Origin of the sequence: Lacrimispora sp. 38-1 (assembly GCF_049890855.1) — a bacterium.
Taxonomy (GTDB): domain Bacteria; phylum Bacillota; class Clostridia; order Lachnospirales; family Lachnospiraceae; genus Lacrimispora.
This window is the reverse complement of the sequence record NZ_JBANEW010000014.1, coordinates 20,877-39,408: the sequence shown is the minus strand read 5'-3', so window position 1 is coordinate 39,408 and position 18,532 is coordinate 20,877. Positions and strand designations below refer to the sequence as shown.

General features: G+C 43.4%; 18 protein-coding genes. 2 read left to right on the top strand and 16 right to left on the bottom strand.

The window, feature by feature from the left end:
- Positions 1–7: 7 nt before the first annotated feature.
- From ilvB to V7D18_RS03685, 11 genes are all read right to left on the bottom strand, one after another.
- Positions 8–1,687: a biosynthetic-type acetolactate synthase large subunit gene (gene ilvB, locus V7D18_RS03735; RefSeq protein WP_426151579.1), complete on the bottom strand. Its 1,680-nt coding sequence runs from the start codon at positions 1,685–1,687 to the stop codon at positions 8–10.
- Between the two features lie 17 nt (positions 1,688–1,704).
- Entirely contained in the window at positions 1,705–3,366 is a 1,662-nt protein-coding gene (gene ilvD / locus V7D18_RS03730; RefSeq protein WP_426151577.1) for a dihydroxy-acid dehydratase, read from the bottom strand.
- A gap of 127 nt (positions 3,367–3,493) precedes the next feature.
- Entirely contained in the window at positions 3,494–4,579 is a 1,086-nt protein-coding gene (gene leuB, locus V7D18_RS03725) for a 3-isopropylmalate dehydrogenase (RefSeq protein ID WP_426151575.1), read from the bottom strand.
- Positions 4,580–4,742: 163 nt separating this feature from the next.
- The gene (locus V7D18_RS03720) at positions 4,743–5,639 is read right to left on the bottom strand and encodes a hypothetical protein (RefSeq protein WP_426151573.1); all 897 of its coding nucleotides are present in this window, start codon (positions 5,637–5,639) and stop codon (positions 4,743–4,745) included.
- Complete coding sequence (locus V7D18_RS03715) at positions 5,629–6,249, bottom strand: TetR/AcrR family transcriptional regulator (RefSeq protein ID WP_426151571.1); 621 nt, start codon at positions 6,247–6,249, stop codon at positions 5,629–5,631. Before V7D18_RS03715 ends, V7D18_RS03720 begins: the two co-directional genes overlap by 11 nt.
- A gap of 213 nt (positions 6,250–6,462) precedes the next feature.
- A complete protein-coding gene (locus V7D18_RS03710) occupies positions 6,463–7,446 on the bottom strand; it encodes a DUF4340 domain-containing protein (RefSeq protein ID WP_426151569.1) in 984 nt (327 codons plus the stop codon).
- A 14-nt stretch (positions 7,447–7,460) separates the two neighbouring features.
- Positions 7,461–8,831, bottom strand: a complete 1,371-nt coding sequence (locus V7D18_RS03705; protein WP_426151567.1) for a Gldg family protein — start codon at positions 8,829–8,831, stop codon at positions 7,461–7,463.
- 10 nt (positions 8,832–8,841) lie between these two features.
- A complete protein-coding gene (locus tag V7D18_RS03700; RefSeq protein WP_426151565.1) occupies positions 8,842–9,708 on the bottom strand; it encodes an ABC transporter permease in 867 nt (288 codons plus the stop codon).
- On the bottom strand, positions 9,708–10,760 hold the full coding sequence (locus V7D18_RS03695; protein ID WP_426151564.1) for an ABC transporter ATP-binding protein: 1,053 nt from the start codon (positions 10,758–10,760) through the stop codon (positions 9,708–9,710). Before V7D18_RS03695 ends, V7D18_RS03700 begins: the two co-directional genes overlap by 1 nt.
- 183 nt (positions 10,761–10,943) lie before the next feature.
- Positions 10,944–11,819, bottom strand: coding sequence for a DNA glycosylase (locus tag V7D18_RS03690; RefSeq protein WP_426151562.1), 876 nt, complete (start codon positions 11,817–11,819; stop codon positions 10,944–10,946).
- On the bottom strand, positions 11,791–12,201 hold the full coding sequence (locus V7D18_RS03685; RefSeq protein WP_426151560.1) for a MerR family transcriptional regulator: 411 nt from the start codon (positions 12,199–12,201) through the stop codon (positions 11,791–11,793). Before V7D18_RS03685 ends, V7D18_RS03690 begins: the two co-directional genes overlap by 29 nt.
- A gap of 125 nt (positions 12,202–12,326) precedes the next feature.
- Here V7D18_RS03685 and V7D18_RS03680 point away from each other — a divergent pair, with 125 nt between their 5' ends.
- Both V7D18_RS03680 and V7D18_RS03675 read left to right on the top strand, forming a co-directional pair.
- The gene (locus V7D18_RS03680) at positions 12,327–13,178 is read left to right on the top strand and encodes an aldo/keto reductase (protein WP_426151558.1); all 852 of its coding nucleotides are present in this window, start codon (positions 12,327–12,329) and stop codon (positions 13,176–13,178) included.
- 28 nt (positions 13,179–13,206) lie between these two features.
- A complete protein-coding gene (locus tag V7D18_RS03675; protein ID WP_426151556.1) occupies positions 13,207–14,391 on the top strand; it encodes an iron-containing alcohol dehydrogenase in 1,185 nt (394 codons plus the stop codon).
- 100 nt (positions 14,392–14,491) lie between these two features.
- Here the strand turns inward: V7D18_RS03675 and V7D18_RS03670 are convergent, their stop codons facing one another.
- From V7D18_RS03670 to V7D18_RS03650, 5 genes are all read right to left on the bottom strand, one after another.
- Complete coding sequence (locus V7D18_RS03670) at positions 14,492–14,791, bottom strand: hypothetical protein (protein ID WP_426151554.1); 300 nt, start codon at positions 14,789–14,791, stop codon at positions 14,492–14,494.
- Positions 14,792–14,836: 45 nt separating this feature from the next.
- On the bottom strand, positions 14,837–15,574 hold the full coding sequence (locus V7D18_RS03665) for a C2 family cysteine protease (RefSeq protein ID WP_426151552.1): 738 nt from the start codon (positions 15,572–15,574) through the stop codon (positions 14,837–14,839).
- Between the two features lie 470 nt (positions 15,575–16,044).
- A complete protein-coding gene (locus tag V7D18_RS03660; protein WP_426151550.1) occupies positions 16,045–16,653 on the bottom strand; it encodes an HAD family hydrolase in 609 nt (202 codons plus the stop codon).
- Entirely contained in the window at positions 16,650–17,993 is a 1,344-nt protein-coding gene (locus V7D18_RS03655; RefSeq protein ID WP_426151548.1) for an MATE family efflux transporter, read from the bottom strand. Before V7D18_RS03655 ends, V7D18_RS03660 begins: the two co-directional genes overlap by 4 nt.
- 22 nt (positions 17,994–18,015) lie before the next feature.
- The gene (locus V7D18_RS03650; protein WP_426151546.1) at positions 18,016–18,519 is read right to left on the bottom strand and encodes a GreA/GreB family elongation factor; all 504 of its coding nucleotides are present in this window, start codon (positions 18,517–18,519) and stop codon (positions 18,016–18,018) included.
- Positions 18,520–18,532 lie beyond the last annotated feature (13 nt).

Sequence of the window (18,532 nt, the reverse complement as noted above, 5' to 3'; positions counted from 1 at the left end):
ACTGATGTTAAATCTTTAAATCTTCTTCGTCAAATGCATCCTCGATGGGCGCACCCGGTGAAACCATTGGGAATACCTTATCATCGCAGTGAATCTGACAATCTATAACAACAGGAACATTGAGGGCAATGGCTTCTTTTAAGACTTCTTCGAACTCCTCTTTCCCGGTAACCCGGTAAGCCTTTGCTCCCATTCCTTCTGCTATCTTTACAAAATCAACCTGGTCATTAAGAACTGTATGTGAGTACCTCTTTCCATAGAACAGGGTCTGCCACTGACGCACCATACCCAGTACATGATTGTTTAATACAACCTGGATAACAGGAATATTATAACGGGTTGCTGTTGCAATCTCATTTAAATTCATGCGGAAGCAGCCGTCTCCAGCCACATTGATGACTGTTTTGTCCTTACAGCCCATCTTTGCTCCAAGAGAAGCGCCAAGGCCATAGCCCATGGTGCCGAGCCCTCCTGAAGTGATAAAGCTTCTGGGCTTTTTGTACTGATAGTACTGAGCTGCCCACATCTGATGCTGCCCTACCTCTGTGGTGATAATGGCATCTCCTTTTGTCACCTCATAGATTTTTTCTATAATATAGGGTCCTGTCAGAATGCTTTTTTCATAACGCATGGGATACATATCTTTCATCCGGTCAATATGAGCAACCCATTCCTCATGATTGATGGGATCCAGCCTTGCATTTAATTTTCTTAAAATGGATTTTACATCACCGATTACGCTTGCATAAGTTTTTACGTTTTTATTGATCTCAGCAGGATCCACATCAAAATGCAGGATCTTTGCATTTCTTGCAAAGCGGGATGCATTCCCGGTCACACGGTCACTGAATCTGGCACCCACTACGATTAAAAGATCGCATTCCGTAATTCCGAAATTGGAGGTTTTGGTTCCGTGCATACCAACCATTCCGGTATAGAGCTCATCGGTTCCGTCAAAGGCTCCTTTTCCCATCAGACTGTCTGCAACAGGGGCCTGAATCTTATGGGCAAAGGAGGCAAGCTCCTCAGAAGCATTGGCAATGACTGCACCTCCGCCTACAAAAATATAAGGCTTCTGTGATTTGCGGATGAGCTGCAGCGCCTGTTCTAAATCCTCTTCCAAAATGGTATCTTCCTGGCGGATAATGGGATCCGGCTGCTTTCCTTCATAATCATAAGTACTGGCAGTCACATCCTTTGTAATATCAATGAGAACCGGACCTGGTCTTCCTGTCTGGGCTATCTTAAATGCCCTGCGGATGGTATCCGCCAGTTTACTGATATCCTTTACAATAAAATTATATTTTGTTATGGGCATGGTGACGCCCGCAATGTCGATCTCCTGAAAGGAGTCTCTGCCAAGGAGTCCCACCGCTACGTTGCAGGTAATGGCTACCATTGGAACGGAATCCATGAAAGCAGTTGCGATTCCGGTTACTAAGTTGGTTGCCCCCGGCCCTGAGGTCGCCAGACATACTCCCACTTTTCCAGTTGCTCTCGCATAACCATCCGCTGCATGGGCAGCTCCCTGTTCATGGGAGGTGAGAATATGGGTGATCTCGTCCTGATGCTTATAAAGGGCATCATATATATTTAAAATGGTGCCGCCCGGATATCCGAAAACGGTATCCACGCCCTGTTCCTTCAAGCACTCGATTACGATCTCTGCTCCAGTTAATGTCTTCATAAGCTGCTCCTTTTCTTTTATATTTCCAGGATCGCCCCACGGCTTGCAGGGGCTGCCATAGCCGCATATCTTGCCAGATATCCGGAGGTAACTTCAGGTTTTCTTGGCTGCCATTTTGCCTTTCTTGCTGCCATCTCTTCGTCAGATACCTTTACATCCAGTTTGTGATTGTCAATATCAATGGATATGATGTCGCCTTCCTCCACCAGTGCAATAGGACCTCCTACTGCTGCTTCGGGACAGGTATGACCGATGGAAGCGCCTCTGGAAGCCCCGCTGAACCGTCCGTCTGTAATGAGAGCTACTGTGGAACCAAGCCCCATACCTGCAATGGCAGAGGTAGGGTTTAACATCTCTCTCATTCCCGGACCGCCCTTTGGACCTTCATAACGAATGACCACCACATCTCCTGCTACGATCTTTCCGCCCTTGATGGCTTCGATCGCATCCTCTTCACAGTCAAAGACTCTTGCAGGACCTTCGTGCTTTAACATCTCAGGAGCAACGGCAGAGCGTTTTACAACCGCACTGTCGGGTGCTAAATTTCCTTTTAATATGGCGATTCCACCGGTTTTGCTATAGGGATTTTCCACCGGACGAATTACCTGTGGATCTTTATTTACACATCCTTTGATGTTCTCTCCCACCGTTTTTCCAGTTGCCGTAATGCAGTCCAGCTCCAAAAGTCCAAGCTTGCTGATCTCATTCATGACTGCATAAATGCCGCCTGCTTCATTTAAATCTTCTATATAAGTAGGACCTGCCGGAGCAAGGTGGCAGAGGTTTGGAGTTTTTGCGCTGATCTCATTGGCAAGCTCCAGATTTAAGTCCACACCTGCTTCATGGGCAATAGCCGGAAGATGAAGCATACTGTTGGTGCTGCATCCAAGAGCCATATCCATGGTAAGGGCATTTTTAAATGCCTTCTCACTCATAATGTCACGGGGACAGATATTCTTCTTTAACAACTCCATAACCGCCATACCTGCATGTTTTGCAAGTTTCAGACGTTGGGAGTAGACAGCCGGAATTGTTCCGTTGCCCTTTAAGCCCATTCCAAGGACCTCGGTTAAACAGTTCATACTGTTTGCCGTATACATACCGGAACAGGAACCGCAGGTCGGACACGCCTTCTGCTCGTATTCCTTTACATCCTCTTCCGTCATCTTACCCGCTGTATAAGCTCCTACTGCTTCAAACATGCTGGAAAGGCTGGTCTTATGACCCTGCACACGTCCAGCCAACATTGGTCCGCCGCTGACGAACACTGTGGGTATGTTAATACGTGCTGCTGCCATCAAAAGTCCGGGAACATTCTTATCACAATTAGGTACCATAACCAGTGCATCAAAGGCGTGGGCTCTTGCAAGACATTCTGTGGAGTCTGCAACTAAATCCCTGGTGACCAGTGAATACTTCATACCAATATGTCCCATGGCAATTCCGTCACATACTGCAATGGCTGGAACCATAACCGGTGTTCCGCCTGCCATGGCAACTCCCATTTTGACGGCATCGACTATTTTATCCAGATTCATATGGCCTGGTACGATTTCATTATAGGAACTGACAATACCGATTAAAGGCCTTTCCATCTCTTCCTCTGTCATTCCCAGCGCATTAAAAAGGGAACGATGAGGTGCCTGCTGCATACCTTTTTTAACTGAATCACTTTTCATCTGCTGCACACTCCTTTTCTTTTTTCATAACTTTCTGATTATATGGAAATCCGGGAGCGTATAAAATCAAATGTTTTATCCGCTTCCGGCAATTTTCATGTTCTGAATTGTTGGATAAACGGCCGGGCTAAATAATCCGTTCTGCGATCAGATCTCCCATTTCCGTTGTCGATACCTTTTTAAGTCCTTCGGAGTAAATATCTCCGGTCCGGTATCCTTCTTTTAAAACCTGCTCGACTGCTTCTTCCACCGCATCTGCTTCCTTATCTAAATCAAAGGAATACCGAAGCATCATGGCTGCGGAAAGAATGGTAGCGATGGGATTGGCAATATTCTTTCCTGCAATATCCGGAGCAGAACCATGGCTTGGTTCATACATGCCGAATTTGCTTTCATTCATGCTGGCTGAGGAGAGCATTCCGATGGATCCCGTAATCATGCTGGCTTCATCGGATAAAATATCTCCAAACATGTTCTCAGTAAGAATCACGTCAAACTGTCCCGGATTCATCACCAGCTGCATGGCACAGTTGTCTACCAGCATATGTTTCAGTGTCACTTCCGGATAATCCTGTGCAACCTCTTCCACCACGTTTCTCCACAGTCTTGAGGAATCCAGCACATTGGCCTTATCTACGCTGATCACCTGCTTTTTCCGCTTCATGGCAATCTCAAATGCCTTTACTGCGATCCTGCGGATCTCATTTTCATTGTAGGTAAGAGTATCCACTGCAGTCATCACACCGTCCACCTCTTTGGTGTAACGATCCCCGAAATAGAGTCCTCCGGTGAGTTCCCGCATGATGACCATATCAAAGCCGTCTCCGATAATCTCCTTTTTTAAAGGACATGCATCAGCCAGTTCTTTATAAAGATAAGCGGGGCGGATATTTGCAAATAAATTAAGACCTTTGCGGATGGCCAGCAGCCCCGCTTCAGGTCTCAGATTCGGTGCCACATCGTACCATTTTGAATTTCCCACATTTCCCCCGACTGCTCCCAGGAGAACGGAGTCGCTTTTTTTTGCTGTTTCTAATGCTTCGTCCGTTAATGGGACGCCGTAAGTATCAATGGATATCCCTCCCATTAAGACTTCTGTATACTCAAACAGGTGATGGTAAACCGCTCCAACCTTATCTAATATCTTTCTCGCCTCTCCAATGATTTCAGGCCCTATCCCGTCGCCAGGGATTACTGCAATGTTATAATTCATTTGTACTCTCCCTCTGTGTCACTGTAATCTGCTGATATATTTCTTCTCATAATAGAACATTTGTCAGGATTTTTCAACTAAAATAAAATATTTTTACTGGAAAACATATATGAGAAAGGAATTGATACCATAATTGGCAGTTATGAAAGAAACGATCAGCCTATTAAAATCTGGTAATGACAGTCTTATTAATCCCGCTGTCTACCGGCGTCCGATTCACATGATATTCTGTCTGTGGTAATAAATTTTCTATAAAGGAAACAGAGGGAGTATAGATCCATCTCCCACCTGAAGCAAGTGATTTCAATATTTTCATATATGTTCCCGCATACAATCGATCAATGCCATCATTCTGCAAAAAATGATGAAGGAAATGACTGCTAAATGAAAGATGGGAAATAATCGTCCCCCATTTTTGATCACCATACATAAATTCCAGCCAATCACAGTTACAATAATAATCTTTATTTTGCTGTAAACGATCTATTCCATACACCGTCAAATGCCGGGCCCTCAAATATTCAACCAGACAACCATGTTCTCCGCAACCAATATCTAATATTGGATCAATTAGAAAACTGCTGTCTATTTTTAACAAATTCAATTGAAATTCAGGTGAATATTCAGCGCATACAAAATGCTTTGCATCCCGATTTGAATTATGGTTAATTTGATAAACAGCTGGATTCGTCTTTTTTACTAACATGCAGATTCTTTGAAAATGCCCTCTTTCAATCTCATCAACTGGCAATTGCCTGGTTATATCACGCATTAGCAGCGAATATATTGTTTGAATGATTAAATTATCTTCATTACTAAAATTAATATACGGATCTGTCTGATAAAGTGTTTTGACGAAACCACGTGATAAATTCACCAATAAAACTTTCTTATCTTCATTGGAAAGATTTAATAATTCTTCATTTAGCAATTTAATTTCTTTTCTGGTAGTTCTATTAAAATGTAACTGGCTCCCCATCGTACAAAATAAATTCTTATATGAATTCTCCTGAAATTGTCGCTCGGCAATCTCATTTAATTTAGTCAGGTTAGATTGCATTCCTATCTATCATGCTCCTCTCTAAACATAGTGTGAATATCATTAGGCATGTATCAGCAATATGGTTTTTGAGTTCTTCTTCATCCGAAATTAATCTCCTTCCATTGAAATAGTTCGATACTTCCCCAATTATATAACAGTGAACATTGTGCAATACCCAATAAATCTTTTCCCTGTCCACCACCTCATGACAGCTATCTTCCCAAATGTTCTTTAAAACTTCAACCATGGAGCTTACTGCTTCCTCAGTAGCAATTATGTCATTGTCTGGACGTACATCATCAATATAATCTAACCAGGCAAGTCTGAACCATCCCCTATGCTCTAAATATTGATCAGCCAGCGTAGAAAAGAAACACTGTAATTTATTGCTTTGATCCTGCATATTCGCTAACCTTACATATAATTCTGAAATAATTTTTTTTTGAATAACTATATGTGCTTCCCAAAGCAGGTCATTAAAAGAAGGGAAATAATTATATAAATTCGTATGAGCACAGCCAAGGGCACGCGCAATTTCCCGTAGATTGATGCTGCGAATATCACTCCTGTCTTTCATCAAATCAAGAGCCGTTTCTATAATCTGATCTTTTGATATACTTTTGTTCATAAATTCCTCCTGCATTACCATTGGTAATTACCAACGGTAATATGATGTTACAATATTTTATTTAGCAAGTCAACTGATCTTTTTAAAAACGTTTCCATTGCTGCTCTCGGATCCAGGACCAACACTCGTTTGAATGACTGCCGGACAAACCGGAAAAAGCAGTTCCGGCATCATCACAATCCGGAACTGCTTTTTTAATATATACTTATCCCTCTATTTACTGATTTCCCCATTTATAGTCAGGCATTTATCAATGGATGCCTTTTCTATCTCATTAACATAAGCAGAATTCTCTGTCCGTGTATAATAACAGCTTGAGTCCTCGTTCAGGCTGCCTACAGACAGGCTGAATGTCTCATCCTTACCATTCTTATTATAAGTATACGTAATAACGGCTGAAGGCTGATCAAGCCCATAATCCTTTAACTGGGAATCGTTTACATTATAGTTTGGACAACTCTTTACCTTCAGGCTGGTGAGTGAATCAGCCAGTACATTTAATGGAGAATTATCCTCCACCTTATTCTCCTGGGAGTCTGCAGAGTCCTTATACCATTCTATGGTCCCTTTTTCATCATCCAGCTTTTTCTTTACAAAATGTTTGCTGCTTTCTCCCTTAGTAACAGTAATTTCTGTGACATCAGTTCCTGCAACAGCTGGAAATTCTTCCAGAGCCATAAAATCATCAAGGCCGCTGTCTGTCTCCGTAAACAGAGAGGAGCTGATGAGATAAGGGGTATCCTCTCCCTGGATCGCAGCATAGTAATCTCCGTCCTCTGTTGCATTACCAAGAAGAATCACTGATTTTTTATTGTCTGCAGCGGTCACTGTAACAGTACGGATTGGCTGATCCAGCCCATATGCGCCAAATCCGTCGCCTCCCTCCAGTTTTCTGACTGCCTCCAGCTTAGAGACAGTAGTGACAATGCCATCCATCTTTTCCTGTTTTACAGGGAATTTATCATCCTGGTCATAGATCCATGTACCGTCTTTTTTTGTAAAGGAAAGCTCCTCACCGTCCCGATCATAAGAAACTGACAAAACATCGGAAACGTCGGTCATATAAACCTTGGAAGCCTCCTCTTTATCTTCAGTCTTTTTCTGGGATCGGTCCATATACTGACCCACTCCCACATACACTGCACAAAGCAATGCCAGAGCGGCAGCTCCATATATCAGGCCGTTTTTTTTCTTCATAATCATGCCTCCTTCTACAGACGCCTGCGCTTTAACCAGATCATAAGTCCACAGCAAAGGGCTGCCGCAGGAATGACAATGATAAACAGGACTCCCCACATGCCGCCATGAGTCACAGTATTGTAGGTCACTTCAAGACTCTTGGAAGGAATGGAAACATTGGCAACGTCATTAAAGTTGGAGGTTACTGCATTCATAAACAGGGTTAAATTGCTTAAATTGGTGAAGCTGGTATTTAAACTTTCATCAATAAGTGAAGGAGTTGAAAAAACGGTCAGACGGGCAGAACCCGTATCCAGCTTCTTTTCTGAAACAGCTCCAAGAATGTATGTGCCTTTCTTCTGGGCATCTGGAGTAACAAGCATTCCTCCGTCACTGGTCTGCATAAACGGGGTTACACTAATTCCCTCAGGGAGATTTTGAATCTGGGTCAATGCGCCTGACTGGAGAACCAGTGCCGTGCTCTTTATATCCACACCGTTTGTCACTTCACTTCCGGACTCAATGGTCGGGAAAATGTAATAAGGATTATTCTGATAAAAGTTCTTGGTATCTGCAGCCATTCCATTTTCTAAGTTAAGGCCATATGCACTGATAACAGAAGTCAGGTTCGGACGCTCTTTCTCAGAATATCCGGCAAATATTAATACGTGTCCCCCTTTGTCCAAATAATCAGAAACCATGGTCTTTTCATCATTTGCAAGATCAGAAGCAGGTGCATTTATAAGAAGAAGTTCACAATCCTCAGGAATCTTTCCGTCTTTTAAGAGGTTAATGCTTGTAACCGTTAAATTGGATTTGCCCAGCATATCAGTTACGGTTTTTCCAAATGCAGCCTCTCCGTGTCCCTCTGTAACATAGATGGTTTTGGAAACATCACTGGTCACATGGGAAATGGCTCCTGTCAGCTGACCCTCACCGTCAAACTCGGTTTCTTTTGCCTGCCCGTAATAGTAATAAGAGGATTCATCCATTTTAATAATATCGTTAAATGGAATGGACTGAGTTTTATTTGTAGCCTCACAGCTTACAAGCAGAGTGCTGTCTGTAGCATTCAGTTTTTTAACCTGTTCCGGGTGAAGTACGGAATCCACCGTCTCTACTTTGATATGGCCGGATAAATCCCCGTAACGTTTTACAAAGCTTGTGATCCGTTTATCCACGTTTGCCGGATCTCCCACCACGTAGATCGTCACATCCTTATCAAGTGCTTTTAACAGGTCACTGGTGGTCCCTCCCAGGGTGTAGATCTGGCTGCTGCTCATATCCCATTGCCGCACCTTTTCCGGAAGACGTCCCACAATCATATTCAGTATAATAACAGCAGCAATCACAATCACGGAAAGAATTGCCGTATAGCCGCCTTTTTTTAATTTTCTGGTCATTTCCATCCTCCTAACTCCATCTGCGTTTCTCTATGGACTGCACAGTCAAGAATACCAACAGGAATATAATGCTGATATAGGAAACCAGACCGCCTGCATCAAAGATATAACGGTTAGCAAAGTTCTGGAATACGCCGGTGATTGCAACCTTCTCCATAACACTGGTCAGCGCCCGGTCAAACATACCTTTTTTGATTAAGTACAATCCAGCCATAACAATAATTCCAACTGCCTCCAGAATCACCGCAAGCCCGTTGTGGCTGGTGATCCGGTTGACAATTAATACGGCAAAAGACCAGAGAAGGAAAAAACCAATCAGTGACCCCAGCGCGGTTGTAGGTAAAAATCCCACAAGATTGGGCCACAAAATCAGCAGCAGAATGATTCCAAAGGTGCCTACTGCCGCGATGATCTGACTTTCTGTCAGGGAAGAAATAAACATTCCTATGGCAATATAAACACAGCCCAGTAAGAAAAATGCCAGAATTGCCGCATAATCCGCTTTTAAATGGGCAGTTCCGTTCATCTTGATGATCAGCGGACAAAGGCAGGATAACAAAACAGGGACTGCGAATACGGTGACCATGGACAAATATTTTCCTACGACTATTTTTCCTACGGAAACCGGAGATGTTAACAGCAGCTGATCCGTCTTTGTCTTTCTGTCATCTGCAAAGCTTCTCATGGTAAGAACCGGGATGCCGATCATGATAATTGTCACCATTCCGGATAAAGTATAGGAAAAATATGGATACCCGCTCATCATGTTGTACGCCATGAAGTAAATACCGATGAACAGCACCATAAAGGCAATGAAAACATATCCGGTCATGGACTGGAAGTAAGATTTCAGCTCTCTTCTATAAATAGCAGCCATTATAATTCCTCCTCTCCATCTTTCTCAGTATTTTCTGTATCTGTGTTTTCCGTTTCCATATCTGTATAAACTTCTTCCGGGGTTTCCATCCCCATATCTGCGGACTCGGCATCTGCAGTCAGCTCTAAGAATACCTCTTCCAATGATGCCTTATTTACATGCATGGAAAGAATCGGGAGTCTGTTGTCTGCAAAAGCAAAGAAGATAATTTCCCGGATATCCGCTCCGTCTTCCCCTGTACCGGCCATACGGAATGTTACTTTTTTTACAAACTCTTCGCCGCTCTCCTTAATGCTCACGTCTGCTGTCTGGGGGATGGTGTCAAGAATCTCACGGATTACTTCCTCTTCTCCTTTTACCAGCAGCTCCATTCCGGAAGCATCTGCCATCTGGCGCTCTAAGTTTTCCGGTGTATCACTGGCAATCAGGCGGCCCCGGTCTATAATCAGCACATGATCACAGACTGCACTGACTTCGGAAAGAATGTGAGAGCTTAAAATAACGGTATGCTTTTGTCCCAGTTCTCTTATGGTATCACGAATCTCAATGATCTGCTTTGGATCCAGTCCCACAGTGGGTTCATCTAAAATAATCACTGGCGGAAATCCCAGAACTGCCTGGGCAAGCCCTACTCTCTGTCTGTAGCCCTTGGAGAGGTTTCGGATCAGGCGTCCGCTTACATCTGTAAGCTTCGCCAGGCTCATCACCTTAAGGACTTCCTCCTCCCTGTACTTTTTTGGTATTTTCTTTAGCTCTGCTGCAAAATCAAGCTGTTCCTTCACCGTCATATCCACATAAAGAGGCGGAAGCTCCGGCAGATATCCGATACATCTTTTCGCTTCCTCCGGATCCTCTAAAATGTTATGGCCATTAATCCACACATCCCCTTCGGTAGCACCTATGTAACCTGTTATAATATTCATTGTGGTGGACTTTCCTGCTCCATTGGGTCCCAGGAAACCATAGATCCTGCCATCCTCAATGGTAAAGTTTAAATGATCCACAGCCAGATGCCCGCCGTAATCTTTTACCAGGTTTTTGACTTCAATCAACTCTCTCTCCTCCTGTTCTTTTCACATAATCGTGTCCTTACTTAGGGTAAAAGGGAATTGTGAAAATTGTGTGATTTAACTTTGTTTATTGTGTGATAAAAGTATGAATTATTTCGACAGAAGAAAAGACAGGAACAGCCTGGGACATCCTGCGCCCCAGACTGCCAATTACAATGAGATGATTTATTCAGCCGCTAACCGGTTGATTTTGTGGTAAAACATATATTGCTGCAAAATACCTGCACAGCCCTCATACCTCTTAAGCGGAAAACCCTCCGGATAATAGGTTGTAAGGATCTGCTTCACATGGGTATCCACAGGGAATGCTCCCACATGGTGGAGTCCAAAAAGGCAGACACAGTCCGCCACCTTCTTTCCGATTCCCAGCTGTTTAAGCAGCATGGCATGAGCACATTCATAATCCGCTTCCTTTAAACCGCCAAGCCATTTCTTTCCCTCCGGCCCGCTGCAGCACTCCGCAATGGAAAGAATATACTTATCCCGGTATCCCAGCCCCAGGCCAGAAAGACCGCTAAGACCAGCCGACGCAATGGATTCCGGTGAAGGAAACGTCATATAGCTTTTCCAGACCTCCTCCCACCTTCCGTCAGAAGACAGCACCAGGCCTTTTCCCGTCTTCTCCATTCCGAATCTCTGGCAGAGTTCTTTTACACTGCCCTTAATCCGGGGGATATTATTATTCTGGGATATTATAAATGTGACCAGCATCTCCCATAAATCCTGGCGTAAAATTCTCACTCCCCAGCCGCATCTGATGGCCTCCCTAAGGTAAGAATCCTCCGATGGCACCCGTTTTTTATATCCGGCATAATCCTCTTCCAGATCAAAATAATGAAACCATATCGTTTGAAATTCTTCCTCTTCACAGGAAAAAAGAAATTCTTCCTCTTCCCTCACTGCTTCTATGTACCCGGCCCCGGCCGTGACAGACCAGACACCCTGTTCCAGCTCTTTCATGCGGAAGCATTGCCCGGACTTCGCAATCTGCCCCAGATCCATATCAGTAATTTTAATCCGGTACATGACTGACTTCTCCATTCTCACTGCTTCCAGCTAAATATTTCTCATACTGGTCAGTAAAATACTTAATCTTATGGTCCACCTTGCATAGGTATTTCTGCATTCCGGCGATCTGGTCCTCCACTTCCTTTTTATGGGCTTCCAGCATGGAACAGCGTTCTTTTAATGTCTCTTTTCCCTGTAAGCTAAGCTCCACAAATTCCCGGATCTGTCTGATGGCCATTCCAGTGTTTTTCAGACAGCAGATTAAAGAAAGCCATTCTAAGTCCTCCTCCGAATAACGGCGGATTCCGCTTTCACTCCTGTCCACGAATGGAAGAAGCCCTTCCCGTTCATAATACCGGAGAACGTGGGGCTTTAAGTTTGTCTTTTCTGATACCTGTTTTATCGTGTAATTCATATTTATCCTGTTCCGGCAGATTTTCCAATCTGTCTCTTGACTTAAAGTTAACGTTAAGGTTTACAATACTAACTATACAATAGTTTGGTCCCGTGATCAAGCAAAATCAATAAGGAGGTACCTGAATGAAATCTTTATCAGACAGTTTTATACTGGCTAACGGTGTCAAAATTCCCTGCATTGGCTTTGGCACCTGGAAGGCACAAAATGGGGAAACAGCGGTCAATGCAGTGAAACAGGCATTGAAGACAGGCTATCGTCATATCGATACTGCGGCACTATATTACAATGAGGAAAGCGTTGGAATCGGAATAAAGGAAAGCGGCATCCCAAGAGAAGAGATCTTTGTAACCAGCAAGCTTCAAAACGGAGAACATGGATATCAGGAAACACTAAATGCCTTTGAGGCAACCATGAAAAACTTAAATCTGGATTACTTAGACCTATACTTAATCCATTGGCCCAACCCTGTTAAGTCCCGCTCCAACTGGCAGGAGGCCAATGCAGGCACCTGGAAGGCATTTGAAGAGCTGTATGAGGCAGGGCGCATCCGTTCCATCGGTGTCAGCAATTTCCGCCGCCATCACTTAGAAGAGCTAATGAAAACAGCAAAAATTGCCCCCATGGTAAACCAGATCAGGCTTTGCCCTGGTGATACCCAGGATGATCTGGTTTCTTACTTAAGGGAACAAAATATATTGGCAGAAGCCTACAGCCCCCTTGGGTCAGGCAAAATCTTCCAGGTTCCGGAAATGATTGCGTTATCAGAAAAATACGGAAAATCCATTGCACAGATCTGTGTCAGATGGAGCTTACAGATGGGCTTTCTTCCATTGCCCAAGTCTGTCACAAAGGAACGGATTGAGGAAAATGCCCACGTGTTTGACTTTGAGCTTACATCCGAAGATGTATCCATCATAGCAGGCTTAAAGGGCTGCTGTGGTTATTCTACCGATCCGGATACAACAGATTTTTAATTAATGCATAGAAAAGAGGGGTATTACCATGTTAAATTTTGATTTTCACATTCCCACACGCATCTGTTTTGGAAAAGACTCTCATAAGGAAATCGGAAGCCTTCTTGCTCCTTATGGCAAAAAGATCCTTTTGCATTACAGCGGAGACAGGATTAAAAAGAACGGTCTGTATGATACAGTCGTTCAGTCTTTAAAGGAAAACGGTATTGAATTTGCAGAACTGGGAGGGGTTGTTCCCAATCCCCGTCTGTCACTGGTTTATGAGGGAATAAAATTATGCAAAGACCAGGATATTGACTTAATTCTGGCAGTTGGCGGCGGCAGTGTCATTGACTCTGCAAAAGCCATCGCCATTGGAGTCTGCTATGAAGGTGACGTATGGGACGTTTATGAACAGGGAAAGGCAATTACTGCTGCACTTCCGGTTGCTACGATTTTAACCATTCCGGCTGCCGGCAGCGAATCCAGCAACAGTACAGTCATTACCAATGAAGAAAAACAGATGAAGCTGGGATATGGAAGCGATCTGGTCCGTCCGGTTTTAAGCGTCATGAATCCGGAATTTTTCTTCACTCTTCCGAAAAACCAGATTGCCAACGGTGTGGCAGACATGATGAGCCATATATTCGAGCGTTATTTCACCAATACCCTGCATACAGATTTAACAGACGGTCTTTGCGAAACAACTCTGAAATCAATTATGAAACACGCACTTCTGGTTTCCCAAGATCCGGAAAACTACGATGCCTGGTGCCAGGTGGGACTGGGAGGCACCATTGCCCACAACGATTTACTGGGACTTGGACGGAGACAGGACTGGGCCTGCCATGGTATGGAGCATGAGCTGAGTGCCATCTACGATGTGGCTCACGGTGCCGGACTGGCAGTTCTCACTCCCGCCTGGATGAAATATGTCTATAAAACAAATATTAACATGTTTGTACAATTTGCTGTTAATGTCATGGGTGTGGAAGGCAGCTTCCGGGATCCTGATTCCATTGTTCTGGAAGGAATCAATCGTCTGTCCGGGTTCTTTGTAAAAATGGGGCTTCCCACAACCCTTGAGGAACTGGGAATCGACAGCACCAATTTAGAGCTGATGGCTAAAAAATCAACCGGAGAGGCCTATGGCGTGGAACATCCGTTAGGCGGGTTAAAAAAGCTGTATTGGCAGGATGTACTGGAAATATATAAGATGGCTTCAAAAGCATAAAGCAGGAAACAGGGAGACAAGTCAAGATTAGCAAAAAGAGGACAGCCAAAATCAGTCTTTTGGCTGTCCTAATTGTAATTAGGCGCTGTTTTCAAAAATATCAGCCCATGCTATCTTTTTTATGCCTTAAACGAGCGGTTAACTTCCCAAATGCCTTAACCAAAATACACAAAATCAGCCAGTTCACCCCTACATTACCTAAAAACTGTATTAGATTAATTCCTAGTCCAGCAGGAAATTCAGAAATATGCCCATGCATAGTAACAAATATATCAGGAAATCCCAAGCTATATACATGTTCCATATTTCCCCAACTGATTGGTAATACCCATGGGAAGAAAGAAATTGCTATTGCAAGAATAAGCAATCTAATCTTTTTTCTTTTCAACAAATTTCTCATGTTCCATGCCTCACGATGCGTCTGGTGATTTCATACCCTTATGATTTATTCCCAATAAACTACAACATTTTTTGCCGCATCATCTACATACGTCATATACCGAATAGATCTTTCAAACTGACTTCTGGGCATACTGATTAAAACAGAAGTATCCCACGGATTTATTACTACAACCGTATTTTTATTTACACTCTTTATGGAATAGGAATGACCTCCATCACCGATAATTCCCTTGTCTGGATCAGCTATATTAAAATCACAGGCTGCTGTAATTCCCTCTCCGTTCTGACATTTTGCAGCCATTGTATTCATGATTTCAGTTTTATTTGAGGACCTGTATATTCTTTGTCTGAATCCTGTCATTCTTGTAAAAACATCACAGGCAAAACAACCATTATAAACATTCATGGCCTTTTGTAAACCGGCCTCAATCACTCTGGCATCAAGATCACCTTCTATGTATGCATTATAAACATCATCCTCAGTGACTGTTACTCTTCCACCGCCGAAATTAAGGGTGTAGGTGCCATTATAATTATCCGTAATCATTTTTCTGAAAATTTTTCTGCCATATTTGCTGTTGTCCAATGCCTGTATGGCTGAAACTGCTCCACAATCACCGATACTTCCCTGATAAATTGTATCTAACTTTCCATCCAGCTGTGATTCAGAATAACCACCTGTTGCTGCCAAAGCAGTAACTGGTGTAAACAAAGTACTTGCAGCAATTCCTAACGCCAAACATAAAGCGCCTATTCTCTTTTTGATTTTTCTCATTTCCATACTTAAATCCATTCCTTTCGCTTCGCTCAGGCACAAAGCATGATGAAAATGCCGGCTTGAGCTGTTTTTCTTTTATTATTTTTATTACAGGAACTCTGGCGGACTTCGCAGTTCTAAAAAAGTTCCTATAGTTTATAAATCAAGTACAAATCTGCATTGGCCCTGATGTCCACAAGACTGTTTCATACTTCCCTTCTTTAACAGCATGTTTCACCTCCTTGTTTTTTAATTGTCTCCAGGAATCTCCACCCATATTTCCTATCGCAGTTTATAGCAAGATTTAAAACTCTCGTATACCCATTTATTATAGCTTATTTTGTCACAAAAACATGTACCATGTAATAAATGACGCTCTGAATGTAACTTTTGGTACTATTTTGTAGGTTTTTGCCTCTTTTATGACAAAAAATTATGCGCAAAAAAAGATCAGGCAGTTTAGGCTCCTGATCTTTTTCTCGTTTAATCTGCGCTTAATTTAATTTTCTCAGACACTCCTTAAGACCTTCTATATCCCGGTCAGCAAAACAGTATCCTTCCATACCGCATTCCCTTGCCCCTTCCACATTCATCGGCAGGTCATCAATAAAAAAGCATTCCTCCGGTTTTAGGTGAAACCGTTCAAAGAGATGACCGTACATCTCCTTTTGAGGCTTCATGCACTTCACTTCTGCAGAAAAGAGAACTCCGTCAAAATATTCAATTCCCGGAATGACAGACGTATAGGTCAGCAGACGGAGGGAGGCGTTGGAACAGAGGTAAATTCCATAACCCTGTTCTTTTAACTCTCTCACAAGTTCACCCATTTCTTTTACCGGATGCATATTATATTCATGCCAGTGCTTCAGACAAAGCTCTGCCATATCCTTTGCATGATCTGTGGACAGACGGGACTGCATTCTCTTTAATGCATCCTCCTCTGAAATCAGCCCCATATCAAGCAGCAGCCATTCCTGGGAATCAAAGACCGATGTACAGACTTCTTTTCGTTCCGCTTCATCTTCCATAAAAACGGTTCCCACCTTGTGGCCTTCGTAATCAACCAGTACTTTTCCCATATCAAATACAATGTTTTTTATCATCTGTCTCTCTCCTGTAGTAATTCATTTCTGTTCTTAAACCAAAAATAATAAGGTACTTCTGCAAAAAGCATGCAGGCCCAGCCGATCAGGCTGGCATATGCAACCCCCTTCATTCCCATTACAGGAACGAAAAGTGAGACGAATACCACCCGCACAGAGATCTGGATCAGGGTGGAAATCAGCGTAATGGACATATTTCCCATTCCCCTGAAGAACCCCTGAATTCCATTGGTAAATGCAGGCATGAGGTAGAAAAAAGCCATCAGCCCCAGATATTTTACTCCGATTTCCACCATTCCCGTATCGTTCCCAGATACGAACAGCTTCATTACAGGCTCTTTTATAATTAGAATTAAAATGCAGATGAAAACCCAGTATCCTGCCTCAATCATAAGTCCTGTACCAAATCCCCTCTTTATGCGGCCGCTGTTTTTAGCTCCCCTGTTCTGGGCCACAAAGGTCATGATTCCGCTGGAAATGCTCTGCTCCGGCGTAAATGCAAAATCATCCACCCTGTTTACTGCATTAAACGCTGCAATGGTGCTGACACCAAGGGGATTAATCATTCCCTGAATCAGCAGCTTCCCGATTGGCTGGCAGGATTGCTGAAGCGCTGTAATGGCTCCCTGTCTTAAAGTCAGATTTAAAAGATCCCGGTCCAGCCGTATTTCATTCCTGCTCACCCTGAGAAGGGGAACCCTTTTATATATGTAAAGAATACAAAGCCCGGCAGATACTGCCTCTGCAATATCCGTGGCAAGGGCCGCTCCTATAACATCCATATGAAACCATGCCACAAAAACCACATCAAGCAGTCCATTTAACACAGAAGCCCCGGCCAGGAACCGCACCGGAGTTTTAGAATCTCCAACGCTCCTCAGTGCAGAAGCCACTGCATTATAAAAAAATGTAAAAGGCATTCCCAAAAAAATGATCCGCAGATACATGGCTGCATCCTCTAAAATCTGGTCCGGAACCCGAAGCAGCCTTAAGATGCCCCTGGAAGAGATAAATCCCAGCACAGCAATGATAAAGGAAAAGAAGCACCCAAAAAGAAGTACCGTTGAAACCTCCTCCTTTAGTCTTTTTTCATCACCTGCTCCGAAGAATTCGCTCATCAGCACCGATGCCCCGATACAGATTCCTGTAATTCCTAAAATTACAATGCTCATAACGGGGTTTGCAGTCCCCACTGCCGCCAGAGCATCTTCTCCTGCAAAACGCCCAACTATTATGGAGTCCACCGCATTGTAAGTCAGCTGAAATAAATTACCCAGAACCAGAGGAATGGAAAAACGGATCAGCTGGGAGGAGATATTGCCTTTTGTCATATCTTTCATCAAGAAACCTTCCTTTGCCGGATCAGTAACTTCTCAGCTGATCACTTCCATCATCCTTTGTATTTTCCAGACGTTTCACCACTACATAATAACCGGCTTTCTCATTTACCTTAACATAGATCCGGTCTCCCACTTTATGCCCCAGAATGGCACTGCCTAACGGCGATTCGGAGCTTATCAGGCCTTTCATGGAATTCCCCCGGACAGTTGTCACCAGTTTATAGGTCTCCACCTCATCGTCGTCTTCAAAATACAAATCCACTGTGTTATAAAGCCCTATTTCATCCTCTTTGGAATCGTCAGAAATAATCTGGGCAGTCTTTATCATTTTCTCCAGATAACGAATTCTGCTTTCATTCTGGTTCTTATCCTTTTTGGCCGCATGGTATTCAAAATTTTCACTTAAATCTCCATGAGCTCTCGCTTCCTTAACCGCTTCCAGAGCTTCCTTCCGCACCACCAGCTTACGGTATTCGATTTCCTGCTTCATTTTGTCAATATCATTCTCTGTCAATTTGTCAAACACGTTACTGCATCCT